This window comes from Lysinibacillus sp. GW823-FHT06C08, from assembly GCF_058795135.1.
The window spans coordinates 25,387-42,053 of sequence record NZ_JBXAHN010000005.1 but is presented as its reverse complement, the minus strand read 5'-3'; the positions used below and the strand labels follow the sequence as shown (position 1 = coordinate 42,053).

Below are 16,667 nucleotides of genomic sequence, written 5' to 3'. Positions count from 1 at the left end.
CTATATTTTATCATATATGAGTCCTTTCACACTTAATCTACCGTCTAAGCAAAGCATGTTTTTATAGGTTTCACAATAAAATAAAAAGGTTCTTTTGATGTATACTCTCGGAAATCAAGTGACATCAAAAAAACCTTTTATTTTGGTTACCTATCCTATTAGAATCTATCCGATGAGCTCCCTTATTACTGATTAGTAAATGGTGAGAAATCATCACTTGTTTGGTCGTAATCTTCCATCCGCTTTTGAACCTTTATTTCATCAGAAGCTGCTATTCCTGTTATTAGTAGATTAAGTAGTGCAAAGGTTGGTGTAGCACCTTTTAGAGAAATAGGAGAAGGAGCAACCACCTTAAACAAAATGTCCGAAAGAAGCCCTAATGGCGACAATTCATCGTCTGTTATGCCTATCACTTGTGCCCCTTTTTTCTTTGCTGCTTTGACAAATGCATTCGTTTCTTTTGAATATCGAGGAAAAGAAATAGCCACCAATAATGTCTTTTCATCGATTAAGGATAATAAATAATTAGAATCCTCTATTTCTCCACGATATAAAAACGTATTTCCTACAACAACATTGAGACTAAACGATAGCCAGTTAGCAGGACCATATGAGGAACGGAAGCCTATGACGATTCTCTTTTCAGAACTAATTAAAAGATCTATAGCTTTTTTATACTGGGTGTAATCTATTTGTTCTAACGTTGCACGTATATACGAAGTATCTTTCTCGATTACATGTTGAATTAAATTTGTATCTTTTAAAGACTTGGACGTAGATCGAAGCCCTTCAATTGGATCTGAAATGGGTGAAGAATCTTCTAATAAAGTAGCTTGAATTTCTTTTTGCAATTCGCTAAATCCAGAATACCCAAGAGCATATGATAACCTAATCACCGTTGTATCGCTTGTTTCACTTGCAATACCTAGCTGCTTCGATGTTTGAAATGCAACCTCTTTCGGAAAGTCAACAATATATTTTGCAACTAATTTCTGTCTTTTTGTTAGTTCATTAAATTGTTTTCTAATTCTTTCATTATAATTATCCATACAGCCAGCCCTTCCAATGAGTTAATCTAGGTATGTAACTTATTTAATACAGGTTCAGTAAATGGTTGATGACTAAAAAAACTCCCATTTTATTATTCAGTATGCATCACTTTTATATTTAAAAAACCACTAAATCACTTAGAGATAATGAGCTCCAAGTTTTATACTTTTATCTGTCGGTGTAATGTATCCAATGAACAATTACTATAGTACAAACATTCAATCTATTACGTAGGTAATTTGGTAATTACACGAACCTTTATTGTGAGTTTTATGTATAATTTCAGTTTCATATTTTTAGCATATCCCTAACCCGTGTAACCTTTCAACCTTAGATTCTAGGGCATTCACTATAAATATATTTAGTGTGAATACCCCAACATTAATTGATTTTCAACAAGAATATAACTTACTAGTTGTAACATCATCATACCATTTAGCTATGAGTTATGTTATAGTTGTATATTTTTTCATAACCGATTATATTTGATAAATTATTAATAGCCTTTGGGTTTAAAAGCTAAACGGTTACTTTATTAAGAAAATGATTATAAGCAACTCTCGATAATTTAGATATGATACTAGCACCTTCTGCTTCAGTATTATTTCCTATAGAAAATACTGAAATGATAAAATTACCTTTATTATCAGGTAGCTGGACTATCCCTGAATCATTGACAACACTTGCAATGGTGCCAGTTTTATGAGCAACAACTGTATTTTGAGGTAATAAATAAGGTATTCTACTTCGAAATTGTTGCTTGGCAAGGATTTCAAACATATCATGACAAGCTTTTTCAGAGATTAATTGCTTATTTGCCATTTTTTCTAATAAAAGTGCCATATCAGCTGCGGTTGTTACATTGTTTGCATGACTTTCTTTAAATACAATTGAATGATGATCAATTTCACCATTTTTAAATCGACGGTTAATGTCATTATAAGTGTCCATTGAGAATTTTTGTGGAGGTAATCCCACACAAGAGCAAAGAAGCTCCCAGCAGCTGAGACGAATGTAAGTATTGCTTAGTCCAATTTCTTTCATATATTGATTTACATTTTCTTTCCCTAAAATACTCAATAACTTATCTGTTCCCACATTATCACTAACAATTATCATCATAGTCGCTAAATTTTTTATCGTAACGTCGATTCCAGGAATTAACTCCTTAAATATACCTGATCCATTGACTAAATCCTCTTCTTCCAACCTAATATGTTCTTTTAGTTCGACCTTCCCCATTTGAACATCACGATATAAAGTGGCCAAAATAGGAATCTTAAAAACACTTGCAGCTTGAAATAAACGATTCTCATTTATTGCAGCAGTCTCTCTAGATTCCAGATGTTTCACATAAACCCCGAATGTCCCAGTAGCTTCTTGTATAATTTTTTCCAAACTCTCCTGTAATCCCATCATCAACATCCTCTCAAATTTCTACATAAGGAGTTCAATATGAAAACCTTGGAACTCACTAGTTAAGTGGTATATTTACGGAAACTTTAGGGAATTGTCTAAAATGATATGATATTCCGTATGCTTCACTATTATCATCCACTAGTATCTCAGCTATTTCTGTAAAGTCATTAAAATATGCTATAAACATGTTATCGCTCACAAAAGTTATTGGTATCTCTACATTTTGTGAGAGTAGAACTGGGTTTCCTTCCTTGATTTTAATGCATACTTTCGTCCCTTCATTCGATTGATATTCTCCTTGATACTGTTGAAGTCGTTCTTCTGAAATATCATATTCTTCAAAGGTAAGGTGATTGGCGTCTACCTCCCTTTCACTCAAAGCATTAAATGCAAGTTGCATAATTCGGGCAGCAGGTACACCTGCCAAGTTAGTTAATACAACACCTGTAACCCCTTTTTCAGGTAAAATACTTAATTGAGCTGAAATTCCCTTGAGCCCTCCGCCATGTTCAATAAGAGTAGTGCCAAAATAATCGGGAGTAATCATAAAACCGTACCCATAGAATCTTCCAGGTTGTAATTGAATATGGGGTTTAGTCATTTCTTTTACACTTTCTTCTGATAATATTTGCTTACCATCTACTACACCAGCATTACGGAAAATTTCTGCATACAATAACATGTCTCTAGCTGTAGATTTCAAAAAGCCTGCTGCTCGCATTGAAGTAGATTCCCACCAAATTGGTGCAGCCAAAACGTGTTTTGTTCCATCGCTTTTGTCCTCTGTATAGCAAGTGGTGATATTTTCATAATCAGCGTACTCCTCAATTGTGAAATAGCTGTTTTCCATACCACAAGGTGTGAGGATATGATCATATATATATTGTTCATAACTTTTTCCACTGATTCGTTCGATGATTGTTCCTAATAAGGCATATGATTCATTGGAATAACTAAAATGTGTACCAGGTGCACCCAATAATTCAATATCTTGTTCATCAATAAACTGCATAAGTTGCTCATAAGTGTCAATTGGTCCGTGATCTTCAACATTAATATTTAAACCTGGATAATTTTTTACAGTTGGGTCAAGATCTAGTGACCTTTTCATTGCATAAAATAACGAAGACATTGGAGGCAATCCTGCTGTGTGAGTCATAAAGTGATGAATAGTGATATCTTTGATAGCCTCTTTATTTTTAACGTTGAATTCAGGCAAGTATTTACTAACAGGATCATGCACATTCAATTTACCGACTTCCTGCAGTTGCATAATAGCCACACAAGTAAATGATTTTGTTATCGAACCAATACCAAAAACTGTATTTTCAGTTACAGGTAGTCCATCGGCTACATTACGGAAGCCAAATCCTTTATGGTAAAGAATCTCCCCAGCTTCAGCAATTGCAACAGCAGTACCAGGAATCTTATGTTTTTCCGTTATCTTTTGACCAGCCTCTTCAAATGCTTTTAAATTCACATCTACTTTCATTTCTTTTCCTCCTTTAGAGTAGTTGTATATAATAATGTAGATCGAATCGATGATCTAACTATTATCCTCACATTATTGATTCTCAGTCGTTATCAAGTTCGAAAAATTTTCTACAGGTAAATGTCTGTTTATAAAATCGAGCATTGAATTCAACCTAGCTATTCTTAATTCGGGTTTGCCGTATTGGAGGAGCCCATGACTTGATTGTGGAATACGAACCAGTTCTACTTCTCCTCCTCGACGCTTAATATGGGAATAAAACTGTTCTGCCTGCTCTATTGGACATCGTAAATCATCTTCATTGTGTAGAAGTAGAAGTGGCGTTTTTACATTATCTACATAGGCAAGAGGAGAGAATTTCCAAAGATTCTCCAAATCTGTCTTTCCAAGAAACTCCTGATCAATAAAATATGGTGCTATATCGCTTGTGCCATACATGGAAATCCAATTCGAAATACAGCCTTCAGAAACTGCTGCAAAAAATCTATCGGTGTGAGAGATGAGCCAATTTACCATGAATCCACCATAGCTAATTCCATTAACGGCTACCCTATTTTTATCAAGATATCGATTTTTTTGTAAGGCAAAGTCCAGTCCGTTCAAAATATCATTCATATCCTTTCCACCATAATCACCATGTACAGCATTGGTAAATTCTACACCGAATCCTGAGCTTCCTCGTGGGTTCGTATAGATAACTGCATAACCTCGCGCAGCGAATAATTGCAATTGATGAAAATATGTGAAACCATAAGCAGAATGTGGTCCTCCATGTATATCTAATAGAACAGGATATTTTTTCTCAGGATCAAAGTTAGCGGGTTTTAAAATAAAACCTTGCATATACCAGTTATCAACAGATTTATAGGAAAAAACCTCAGGTTCAACTACGATGAGTTCGGATAATAACTTGTCGTTGCAGTCATCCAGACGAACTTCAGTTTCAGGGAAAATGGGTACATGTAATTGAGGAAAAGCTTCTGTTGGATACCGATAATTACAGTCGGCTGTATTCGTTTCATCAATTCTAATGGCTGATATCCTCCCAGGATGATTGACTGTCGAATAGGCCATACTAATCGTCTCTTCTCCATCAAATGAAAAATGAAAAATAGTACGGTCTCCACCAGCAATAATTACCGGATGATCGTCATTTTTATCATTCGAGAATCTAACAATTTCATTTCTTCCTTCATGGGTACTAAGCGCATAAATATACCTACTATTATTAGACCATTGAGGGCGAAGTGCATATCTGAGATTACGCATATCTGTAAAAGTCATATCAAGGAGGGTGTCTTGATATTTTTTGCTTAAAGAGCTAACATCCCCTCCCTCTGAAGGTATGACTAATAATTCCTTCTGTTCTGCATGGTTGCAAAAAAACGCTATCCACTTTCCATCAGGTGAGTAAGAAGGTGAGCTTGCTTCCGTATCACTGTATAGCAACTCCGCATCTCCTCCGGAAGAAGAAACTCGATAAACCTTTCCTCCAAAAAGAAAATTTTCATTTTCTGCGTTTGAACTGAACACGATATATTCTCCATCTGGTGACACGTCAGGCTGATGAACTTCATTTATTCCTTTTGTTATCAAAACGAATGTTCCAGTATCTATATGAATAGCAACAATTTGACGTTTGTACGGTTTATGAAACCCAGTTCCATCATTTTTGTAATATAGATGATGATAGCGTTTAGCCCCATCTCTCCATAACTTATCCTCTTGTTCCTTCTCACTCTTTGCTTCATGAATTGTTGCATTTTCATGAAAGGTTTCTAGTTCCGAATGTACAATTACAGGTACCAATCCATATATCGTTTTACCGTTAGGAGCCCATACTATTGAGCTAATTCCTTGACGAAACTTTGTCAGACACCGGGCCTCTCCACCATCGAGAGATAACAGCCATGCCTGCATTCCGTAAGCACGGTCCGAGATAAATGCTATGGTTTTTCCATCGGGTGACCAGATAGGATTGACGTTCCTTGTGCCTGAGGATGTTAAAACTCTTCGTGTTTTTCCTTCTACATCGCTTAAATATAAATGTGTTTCGTAATTATTTTCTTTCACAGCTATGGTTCTTTCATAAACTACCTGTTGTCCATCAGGAGAAATGACAGGATTGCTTGGCCATTCAAAGTTATAAATATCTTCTGGCACTGTAGTTCTTAACATCTTTTATCACTCCTTATTAATAATAGATATTTCACTATTGCAATTCTTCAGAAAAATACTTTCGCAATATTCTAATCTAGTCTCTTCTACTAATTTTCACTAATACTATGGTTTAAATAATTTAATGGTAGTCATAGCAAGAATTTTTACACCATTTTGCAAAGCATCTAAGTTAAAATTCATATGAGGATGGTGCAGTCCAGGTTGTAAATCGGTTCCAAGTCCAATCATTGTAGCTTTAATATGAGGAAAATACTTTTTATAAAAATGGAAATCTTCCCCTCCAGGAGTAATGACTGGAGCAGCGATTGCGTCATTCCCTAGAGCTTCAATAATAGCTTCTCCCACTAGTTCCTCAAGTTGTGAACTAGGTTCCGCAGCAATCATCGATGCTAGTGTCTCTATTTCAACTATTGCCCCATTTGCTGAGCCCGAAGAAAGAACCGCATTTTCTACCTTTTTAAGTAAATCTTCCATAACATAGTTCTGTTGTGCACGGACATCAATGCCAAATTCAGCATAATCGGGAATGATATTAATATTGTTTCCACCGGCCTGAACCATGGTTATTTTGACAGATGAGGATAATGTCGGATCTGTTTTAACTGAGTTAACAGCCTGAATAATGGCTCCAAGTGAATCAACAACATTTATTCCTAGATTTGGTCGTGAACCATGAGCTTGAATTCCATGGATCTTCCCTTTCAATAGTGTTGTCGCGCCATGATAGATGGCAGGAGATGCTTGGCCAAATTTTAATTCTTGAATGGGACGTACATGTATCCCTAGTAAACAATCAACATCATCCATAACGCCTCTATCAATTAGAGCCTTAGCTCCTAAACCGGATTCCTCAGCTGGCTGAAAAATAATTTTAATAAGCCCCCTTGGTTGAAAACCTAATTTCTTTAGACAAGAAATAGTATGAAGAACCATTGTCATATGAGCATCATGACCACAGGAATGATTGGCTTTCCATTCACCGTCGACCAGCTGCCATAACGCATCAATGTCTGCTCTAATTCCAATGGTTGGACCAAGTTTTTCATTTCCCCAATATCCAACAACTCCGGTATGCTCCTCAAACCTCTCAAAAGGTATTTTCAAATATTCGAATTGCTTACATAAGTAATCCGTTGTCTCTTTTTCTTTCCAACTAATTTCCGCATTACAATGAAAATGATGATATGTTGATTTTATTAGCTCTTTATTCTCATCAACCCAATTATTGATTTGTTCAATCATATAGGGGCTCCATGGATTTATTTTCAATAACATAAAAATGAATGTTAGCTAAATTTTTTTTTAACATTCCGGTTACTACAAAACCTTTTGAGAAAGCATCATTTACTGCATCTCTCAACTTATACCTCCAAGCCTTCGCCGCTTCAAAATCCTCTTGTTTCAAAATCTGAAAATTAGCTGGAACAGGTATTAAATATCCGTCTTCATTCTTAATCGATTCTCTCTCATTGGGATATGGGATAATTCTACTATCACTATATGACAGCAGAGACTTATAGTGATTAACCAATGTATCCTTTTTGAGTACACCGGTAAGTGCATTCGCTACTCGGCTCGAACAAATATCCCATTCTACTAAAAAACGATCAGAAGGTAGACCTTTATTCAGTTTATCGCTCATTTCACCATAATAAGAAGGAAAGTACGTTTGAGAATAAGCTCCTAGCTTATTAAGATTAAAGTATGCATTTTTGGCTTCTAAAGGATCAAAAGTCCATACAATTTTTTGATAGCCGTATTCCACTGCCCACTCCCTTTGCTTAAGTTTTAGCTGTAAGCCTATCCCATAATTACGGTACTTACTATGGACGCCAGTCATATGAGAAATTAAATATTTTTTCCCATTCTTAAAGCCCGAAAAACCGTATGAAAACCCAATTAATTCACCTTCTTTAAACGCTCCAACGATGTTTCCACCATTGTGAGTTGCAGCAACAAGCTGCGGAAGAGGCGTTACTACATCTTTATCCCAGATATCCTCTTGAAAACTAACTACATCTTGTATTTCCTTTAAACTTATAATACTTTTATAGATGATTGGCTGTGTGAAAACCATTGGTAAATCCCTCCAGACACCATGAAATAAAATCAACTTGAAAATCATTTAGTAGAACTTTATTTTATCTCTAATAAACTCTTTCTGGGTCACTGTAAGTTGATTAATGAATTCCTGATTAACCTCAAAACCAATTCCAGGTTGTTCTGGAACAATAATAGTGCCAGCCTTTGAAAGCTTTACTTCTGGTAAAATGATATCTTTATCAAAATAACGACTTGAAGCAGATGTATCACCCGGAATACTAAAGTTACTTAATGAAGCGATTGCGATGTTATGAGCCCTACCTATACCAGCTTCAAGCATTCCACCACACCAAACTGGGATATTTTTTTCCTCGCACAGATTATGCATTCGAATTGCTTCGAATAGCCCTCCTACACGACCAACCTTAATATTAATAATTTTACATGCATTAATTTCAATTGCCTTTCTTGCATCTTCTAATGAATGAATACTTTCATCTAGACAGATAGGTGTTGTTAATAAGTTTTGTAATTTTGCGTGATCTATAATGTCGTCATGAGCTAACGGCTGTTCCACCATCATTAAATTAAACTGATCTAATTCTTGTAATAGTTGTAAATCATTCAAACTGTAGCAAGAATTAGCATCAGCCATTAGTGGAATTTGTTCTCCAAACTTTTTCCGAATAGCCTCTAAAGGTTTAATGTCCCAGCCAGGTTTTATTTTCACTTTAATCTTTTTGTAGCCATCCTCTAAAAAGCCTGCCACCTTGTTTAATAGAGTTTCTATGTTATTTTCAATTCCAACGCTTACGCCCACTTCAATCTCTGATCGTTTACCTCCTAGTGTAGTAGATAGCGTTTGCCCTTTTTGCTTACTATATAAATCCCAAATGGCCATTTCAAGTGCTGCCTTTGCCATGTTATTTCTACGTATATAGGAAAACAATTCTGAGAAATCTTTGGGCTCTTTAATTTCATTTTCTAATAGCTTTGGAATCAAGTAAGTTTCAAGCATGTGCCATACTGTACCTGTAGTCTCTTCATTGTATATAGGAAAAGGCATCGCGACACTTTCAGCAAAGCCAACTTTATCTCCACCATGAACCTTAACGATGATAATATCCTTTTCAGTCACTTTACCGAAGCTAGTTTCAAACGAAGATTTTAAGGGTAATTTAATTCTTTGTAACGAAATTTTATTTATATCCATTTAGTAATACCTTCCTTTTTATATAAAATTACTTTTGGTCTCTTACTTCCGTTCTTTCTGGTTCAAACAAGTGACAAGCTACAAAATGTCCCGGTTTAACTTCTATGTTTCGAGGTTTTTTTGTCCTACAAACCTCTATACACGCGAAGCACCGCGGATGGAAAGTACAACCAAGAGGAGGATTTACCGGATTTGGAACATCACCAGTTAAAATGATCCGGTCTTTTTTTTCACTTTCAGGATTTGGGACTGGAACAGAAGACATAAGGGATTTTGTATATGGGTGAAGCGGTTCAGCAAACAATTGGTTTTTATCGGCAAACTCTACCATTCTCCCTAGATACATGACCCCAATTCTGTCACTAATGTGTTTTACAACACTTAAATCATGAGCAATAAAAATATAAGTTAGTCCTAATTCTTTTTGGAGGCTTTGAAAAAGGTTAAGTATTTGTGCCTGTACAGATACATCTAAGGCAGAAACTGGCTCATCTGCTACGATAAGTGACGGTCCAACCGCGATTGCTCGGGCGATACCAATTCTTTGTCTTTGCCCTCCACTAAATTCATGAGGATAACGATCTGCATGAAAAGCACCTAACCCCACCATTTGCAAAATCTCTATTACTTTCTGTCTTCTTTCTTTTTTAGTCGCCCCTATTCCATGTGTTAATAGTGCTTCTTCTAAAATAGAAGATATTCGTAGACGAGGATTTAAAGAAGCAAATGGATCTTGGAAAACAATTTGCATTTGTTTCCTGAGCTTTCTCAATTCCTGTTTGCTCAAGCTTAGAACATCTTTGCCTTCAAATAGGATGTTACCACTTGTTGGTTCAATTAATTTTAGAATACTTCTTCCAGTTGTAGACTTGCCACAGCCGCTTTCTCCAACAATTCCTAATGTTTCTCCTTTAAATAGCTTGAAAGTAACACCATCAACAGCTTTCACATAGTCCTTATTTTTTGAAAAAAAACGTTTATTGATTGGAAAATAGGTTTTTAGATTTTGAACTTCTAGCAATACTTCACTCATGCGAATGCCTCCTCCTTACTATATAGCCAACATCTAACGGAGTGTTCGTTATTCGTTTTTATGAGAGGTGGGTTGCTTTCAAAACATTTTAAATGAGCTTTGGTGCACCGAGAAAAGAAAGGACATCCTTTCGTTACTTCTCCGATATTAGGTACATTGCCTTCGATTGGTTTCAGCTTATCCTGTTCATCTTCAAGACTAGGAATAGAATTTAATAGACCAATAGTATAAGGATGTTGTGGATTTTTATAGATCGTTTTCACATGGGCTTCTTCAACAATTTGTCCATAATACATCACCATAACCCGATCAGCCATTTCTGCTACAACACCTAAATCATGCGTGATTAATAATATGGCTGTATCGTAGTTAGTTTTGAGATCATTCATTAAATCTAAAATCTGGGCTTGTATAGTTACATCTAATGCTGTTGTCGGCTCATCAGCAATTAATAGGCTAGGATTACACGCCATCGCCATTGCAATCATGATCCTTTGTCTCATTCCGCCAGAAAGTTGATGGGGATATTCGTTAACAATTTTTTCCGGACGTGGAATTCCAACCTTTTTTAATATATCTACCGTTTGCTTTTTTAACTCATCTCCTGAGGCATCTGTATGAAGCTTAAGAACCTCACTAATTTGCCTGCCAATTCTATGAACAGGATTTAAGGATGTCATAGGCTCCTGAAATATCATTGAAACGTCTTTCCCTCGAATCGAACGCATTTTCTTTTCAGATATTTGATTAAAATCCATATCTTTAAAAAGAATTTTCCCTTCAATTTCACCAACACCATTTGCTATTAATCTCATGATGGAAAGGGACGTAACGCTTTTTCCACATCCAGATTCTCCTACCAAAGCAAGTGTTTCACCTTTATTAATAGTAAAGTTCACCTGACTCACTGCATTGACAAAATCTTTCTTCCCCGTTTTAAATTTAATAGAAAGGTCTTCCACTCTCAGAAGCGCTTCATCTTTTATTCCCATATTTTTCACTCCCAAGCAGTTATTTTTGCCTTGGATCTAATGCGTCACGTAATCCATCACCTAGCAGATTAAAACCAAGGACGATTAACATAATGGCCATACCTGGGAAAAGGGACATCCACCAAGCCTGCCCTAAAAAAGCTTTCCCGACGTAAGCCATCGAACCCCATTCAGGAGTTGGAGGCTGAGCACCGAGCCCCAAGAAACTTAACGCTGCAGCTACTAGAATACTAGTTCCAAATTGTAAGCTGGATAAAACAATTACGGGTGATAAGACGTTTGGAAATACGTGCTTTACAATAATTTTAAAATCTGAAACTCCAAGGGCCTTAACTGCCTCTATATATTCTTTTTCTCTTATTGATAAAACCGATCCTCGAACTACCCTTACATACGAAGGTATTGCCGAAATTGCGACTGCGATCATCGCGTTCGTTAATCCGACCCCAAGTACAGCAATAATAGCGATGGCAAGAAGGAGTGAAGGAAAAGCCAGTAAAATATCCATAACCTGCATAATATAAATATCAAATTTACGATAATAGCCTGCTATCACTCCTAAAATGACACCGATAACACCTGCGATTAGCACTGCAACAAGCCCCATCATTAAGGAAACCCGACCACCATATAATATTCTTGAAAATATATCCCTCCCAAAATCATCTGTCCCTAAAAAATATTGTCCTCCTGGAGGTAAAAACCTTTGTTCGAAATTCATTACGTCAACTGGATGTGGAGCTATCCAAGGAGCAAGTAAGGAAATTGATACGAAGAACAATAAGATAAAGGCCCCACTAACAGCACTTTTGTTAGTTATTATTCTTTTCCCCACGACTGACCAGTAAGTTTTAGACTTTGCTTCAGAATCTTTATTGTGAGGCGGATTGAATTTAGTTTCTGAATCTGTAAGTTTAGGAGCTGAACTACTCAAAATACTTGCCTCCCTTTCTAATACTTAATACGAGGATCTATTAGACTGTAAACGAGATCCACGATCATATTAGTTATAATAAAAAGAAATGCCATAAATAGAACTAACCCTTGTACTGTTGGCAAATCCCTTTTAGTAATGGCTTCAATAGAAAAACTCCCTAACCCCGGTAGTGCAAATACCGTTTCTATGACTACTGCACCTGCTAATAGAAAACCAAACTGTAGACCAATTAAAGTAATAACTGGGATCATCGCATTTTGGAGGGCATGCTTAAAAATCATAGGAATCATGGCAAGTCCTTTAGCTTGAGCCGTTCTCATAAAATCTTGTTTAATAACTTCAAGCATGCTAGACCTCGTCATTCTTGCTATATTGCCAGCTGAGCCTAAACCCAGTGTTATAGATGGCAAAATTAACGAGTAAAACCCTTGATATCCAGAAATAGGGAAAATATTGAATTGGTAGGAAAACATCCAAATTAAGAATAATGCTATCCAAAAACCTGGTGCAGATATTCCTATTAAGGAAATCACCATAGCTAGTTGGTCAAAGATTGTGTTTTGTTTCACTGCTGCTAAAATACCCATTAAAATTCCAATGACGGCTCCAATGATTAAACTATAAAGTGCTAGTTGTACTGTAATTGGAAAGCGAGCCACAATCTCTTCACCCACTGTCAAACCCGTAATATAGGAAGTCCCTAAGTTCCCTTGCAACACATTTTTAATGTAATCAATGTATTGAATAAAAAGCGGTTGATCTAACCCTAAAGTCTTTTTCATTTCCACTATGGCCTCTTCTGAAGCAAAGTCTCCTAGAATATAAGTTACGGGATCACCCGGTATGAGATGCATCATCAAAAAGACTAAAATTGATACACCAATTAGAGTAATAACCATTGAAAGAGTTCGATTCAAAATATATTTAGACAAGTTTTAATCCCCCCTTTTAATAAGGCAGTTAGCGATGAGCGGTCCCTAACTTTACAGGTTAATTTTTATTTTGAAGTGATATCATTGAAAATAATTGATTGTGAGTAAGGATTTTGTTTAAATCCATTAATGTCACGGTAAGCGGTTACATTTTCACGTACAAATAACGGAACCCAAGGAGACTCTTCCACAAGGAATTGCTGTGCTTCCTCATAAATCTTCATCCGCTCTTCCATATCCATCGTTTGACGTGCTTTAGTGAGTAAATTGTGTAATTCTTCAGGTTCGTAATGCATTCTTAATGAACTTCCTTTTCCAAAAAGCATATATAAGATATCTGGATCTGACCATCCGTACGTATTTAGAATGGCATCATGTAATCCCTTTGGTGTGTTTGCACTAATGGATGCTGGCTCTTGAACAGAAATATTAACTACAATACCAATCTCTTTTAATTGGCCTTGAAGAATTTGAACAATTCTTTGCATAACTGGTTCATCAGATAACCATATTTCAAATGAGAAAGGCTTTCCGTCCTTCTCTACAATGCCATCTCCATTTGTATCCTTCCACCCAGCTTCTTCGAGTAACGATTTAGCTTTTTCCACATTTTGCGTGTATTTTTGTGCTGCCTCTCCTTCAACTTTCTCACTATATCCAGGGATGCTTTGAGGCAGTGGACCAAAAAGTGGTTTTGCATAACCTTCCAAAGCAAATTCTACGAGTGGATCCCGATTGATACCAAGTGCGATAGCTTGCCTAACACGTTTGTCTTGGAACATTGGTTTTTTATTATTGAAGCCTAAGTAAGTTATGCCTTGTTCGAACATACGATCAATTTTCACACCCTCTGTTGTTTCAAGGTCTTTAATATAATTCGGGGGCACATTAGTCATAATTTGCGTGGTACCTTTTTTAAATTCTAGTACCCTCGTATCGTCATCCGTAATGAATCGGAATTCATATTTATCAAAACCAGGTGCGCCCTTATTGTCTACAAATGGTGGGCCCCAATTATAATCCTCATTTTTCATATAAGTAATAGAAGATCCACGTACTCTTTCCTCAAATTTAAATATTCCTGAAGCTGAAGGATTTTTTCCAAAATCCTCACCGTAATCATCAAGTGCCTTAGGATCCATCGGTGCTAAATAGGCGGTAGTTAATCCACTGGCAAAAGGTGCAAAAGGCTCTGTGAAATAAATCATTAATTTTTGCCCATCAGCTTCCATTTTGTCCACTGGTCCAGCTAAAAACTTGACGGCAGAATACTCTAGGAACCTTTCAAATGACTTTTTAACCGCTTCAGCAGTAAGCGGTTCCCCAGAATGGAACGTGACATTTTCATCTAAATAAAAAGTCCAAATCTTACCGTCATCTGAAATATCATATTTTTCAGCAAGACCAGGTATTATATTTCCCTCCAGGTCTCTTTTTAACAATGTGTCATAAATATTAGAAGTTGAATTATCAACCCAAGTTGTTTTATGGACATCAATTGTATCCGGCTCACGAACAGAAGAGATGACTAATGTATTCTTTGATTTGCTATCGCCATTTCCAGAACTTTGTTCATTTGAATCTGGGGTACAGCCTGCTAAAATAACCATGATCATTACCATAACGATTAATTTAATTCCGCTGGTTTTCTTTTTCACCTTCATCCTCCCCTTTACTTAACTTTATCTTTCTGTAAAAATTCAACATCTTTTTTAAAAGGATAAACTTCTTTTGCAAGTCTTGAATGTTCAAAAGAAAACAGATTAAAACTTGATAACCCAGGTGAGTCAACGGTAATGATTGTATGGGCTAAGGGTTCAAATCCGGCACGGAAATGCTGACTTGATTTTAAAGCGACAATTTTGTATGACCTAATATCAATCCCGTGTAATAAAAAGATTTGTTCATCCAGTGTTTGCGACCTTTTAGAACAAACAACAATATCAATATCGCCAACTACTAATCTTGCAGACTTACCATAATTTACTTTTGCACCTTTTCCCATTTGAGAAGACTGGATAAATCGGCCATCTGCTAGAGTTTTAACATAAGCAGTTACCTTGAGCGGTTTTCCATGTAAATCATCTGTTTTGCCACCTAGTAATACATCGATTGTTGCTCCTACTCCACTATTATGAGCAATATTCACTACTTCCGGGTCATAAATAAAACTGAAACAAGCATTTTCAAGATTTGCCTCTATCATGGCTGAAAGTAGATGAGTTCCATCACCTGGCGTACCCCCTCCAGGATTGTCTGAAGTTTCGTTAATGACAATTGGCTTTCCTTCTATTTTTAGTGCTCTTTTAATTCCTTCATCTGGATTAATAATGTCTGGAAAAAACATCTCTTTTGTATTCCAAATCTCCAAAGCGATTTCTTCTGCAGTTTGATCTGCAAGCTCCTGATCATTATTAGTGACGGTCACCACCGAAACTCCAACTTCAGGTATATTCGTGTAAGGAAAGCCATGAAAGAATGTGCAATCAATAATTTTTTCATTTACTTCATGTGCCCAGCACAGTTCATTGATATTTTTTGCTGGTGGTAAATTTGTAGTAGATGTAGGAATCATAAGTGGGAGTTTTTTTAGGCTCATTTTTGGTTGAAGCTCACCTGAAAGAATTTTTCGGGTAATATCGATTGCCTCGATTCCTCTTTCAAAACAATCAACATGTGGGTAAAAATTAACGCCCAATAGGACATCTGCTTCTTGAACCATCTGATCCGTTATATTTCCGTGTAGGTCTAGCGTGACGACAACAGGGATTTTATACCCGACAACTTCTCTAATAGCGGATAATATACCGCCTTCAAGATCATCAACGTCTTCCGCGACACCAGCACCATGAAGTGCAAGACAAATGGCATCATACTCTTTCACAGCTTTAATTGAATTCGTTAACTCCTGAAGAAGCACGTTGTAGGTTTCTTTTGTTATAACTCCAGAAGGCATGGCAAATGCTGAAAATAAAGGAATTATTTCTACTCCTGTTTCTTCAGCACGTTCCATCATTCCACCTAAGTAATCTCTTACTTTACGATGATTCTGTAGGATCTCGTCGCCATGAATCCATTCCCATTCCTTAAACGACTCAACAGTTGTTTTCTCATTAGCAAACGTGTTTGTCTCATGTGCAATTTCGCCTATCAAGATTTTCATTATTTTACCCACCCTTTTTGAAGTATTTACTTTAAAATAAAACAAAAATAAAGTAAATGTTTTATTTTTTTAATCATATTGATTTTGGGCAAAGTTGTCAATACAGTTATTTATTTTTTCTAAAATTTCAGAATTTATAGATACAAGTACCTGTTCAGCCAGCGCTATCATCAAAACAGGACAACAATCTACCGACTCTTGTCCAAATAAAT

13 protein-coding genes are annotated in these 16,667 nt (G+C 36.3%); all 13 read right to left on the bottom strand.

Going from position 1 to position 16,667, the window contains the following annotated elements; translation table 11 throughout:
* Positions 1-185: 185 nt before the first annotated feature.
* The 13 genes from AC1Q6O_RS13240 to AC1Q6O_RS13180 all read right to left on the bottom strand — a co-directional run bounded on the left by AC1Q6O_RS13240 (position 186) and on the right by AC1Q6O_RS13180 (position 16,455).
* Positions 186-1,049 carry a MurR/RpiR family transcriptional regulator gene (locus AC1Q6O_RS13240; RefSeq protein ID WP_008178234.1) on the bottom strand — a complete coding sequence of 288 codons (864 nt, stop codon included), beginning with the start codon at positions 1,047-1,049 and terminating at the stop codon, positions 186-188.
* Between the two features lie 520 nt (positions 1,050-1,569).
* Entirely contained in the window at positions 1,570-2,469 is a 900-nt protein-coding gene (locus AC1Q6O_RS13235) for a serine hydrolase (RefSeq protein WP_258954725.1), read from the bottom strand.
* 55 nt (positions 2,470-2,524) lie between these two features.
* Positions 2,525-3,961, bottom strand: coding sequence for a serine hydrolase domain-containing protein (locus AC1Q6O_RS13230; protein ID WP_486347257.1), 1,437 nt, complete (start codon positions 3,959-3,961; stop codon positions 2,525-2,527).
* A 72-nt stretch (positions 3,962-4,033) separates the two neighbouring features.
* Positions 4,034-6,139, bottom strand: a complete 2,106-nt coding sequence (locus tag AC1Q6O_RS13225) for a S9 family peptidase (RefSeq protein WP_090002583.1) — start codon at positions 6,137-6,139, stop codon at positions 4,034-4,036.
* Between the two features lie 105 nt (positions 6,140-6,244).
* Positions 6,245-7,384, bottom strand: a complete 1,140-nt coding sequence (locus tag AC1Q6O_RS13220; RefSeq protein ID WP_008178227.1) for a M20 peptidase aminoacylase family protein — start codon at positions 7,382-7,384, stop codon at positions 6,245-6,247.
* Complete coding sequence (locus tag AC1Q6O_RS13215) at positions 7,377-8,219, bottom strand: GNAT family N-acetyltransferase (protein ID WP_258954724.1); 843 nt, start codon at positions 8,217-8,219, stop codon at positions 7,377-7,379. The genes AC1Q6O_RS13220 and AC1Q6O_RS13215 overlap by 8 nt, the downstream gene beginning before the upstream one ends.
* Before the next feature lie 48 nt (positions 8,220-8,267).
* Positions 8,268-9,398, bottom strand: coding sequence for an o-succinylbenzoate synthase (gene menC / locus AC1Q6O_RS13210; RefSeq protein ID WP_090002581.1), 1,131 nt, complete (start codon positions 9,396-9,398; stop codon positions 8,268-8,270).
* 28 nt (positions 9,399-9,426) lie between these two features.
* Positions 9,427-10,431 (bottom strand): ABC transporter ATP-binding protein, encoded by a 1,005-nt coding sequence (locus tag AC1Q6O_RS13205; protein WP_090002580.1) that lies wholly within the window; start codon positions 10,429-10,431, stop codon positions 9,427-9,429.
* On the bottom strand, positions 10,428-11,423 hold the full coding sequence (locus AC1Q6O_RS13200) for an ABC transporter ATP-binding protein (RefSeq protein WP_089986285.1): 996 nt from the start codon (positions 11,421-11,423) through the stop codon (positions 10,428-10,430). The genes AC1Q6O_RS13205 and AC1Q6O_RS13200 overlap by 4 nt, the downstream gene beginning before the upstream one ends.
* Before the next feature lie 19 nt (positions 11,424-11,442).
* A complete protein-coding gene (locus tag AC1Q6O_RS13195) occupies positions 11,443-12,357 on the bottom strand; it encodes an ABC transporter permease (protein ID WP_090002579.1) in 915 nt (304 codons plus the stop codon).
* Between the two features lie 17 nt (positions 12,358-12,374).
* Complete coding sequence (locus tag AC1Q6O_RS13190; protein ID WP_043990452.1) at positions 12,375-13,292, bottom strand: ABC transporter permease; 918 nt, start codon at positions 13,290-13,292, stop codon at positions 12,375-12,377.
* 65 nt (positions 13,293-13,357) lie between these two features.
* On the bottom strand, positions 13,358-14,956 hold the full coding sequence (locus tag AC1Q6O_RS13185) for an ABC transporter substrate-binding protein (RefSeq protein WP_090002578.1): 1,599 nt from the start codon (positions 14,954-14,956) through the stop codon (positions 13,358-13,360).
* Positions 14,957-14,964: 8 nt separating this feature from the next.
* Positions 14,965-16,455 (bottom strand): M81 family metallopeptidase, encoded by a 1,491-nt coding sequence (locus tag AC1Q6O_RS13180; RefSeq protein ID WP_090002577.1) that lies wholly within the window; start codon positions 16,453-16,455, stop codon positions 14,965-14,967.
* Between the last annotated feature and the right edge of the window lie 212 nt (positions 16,456-16,667).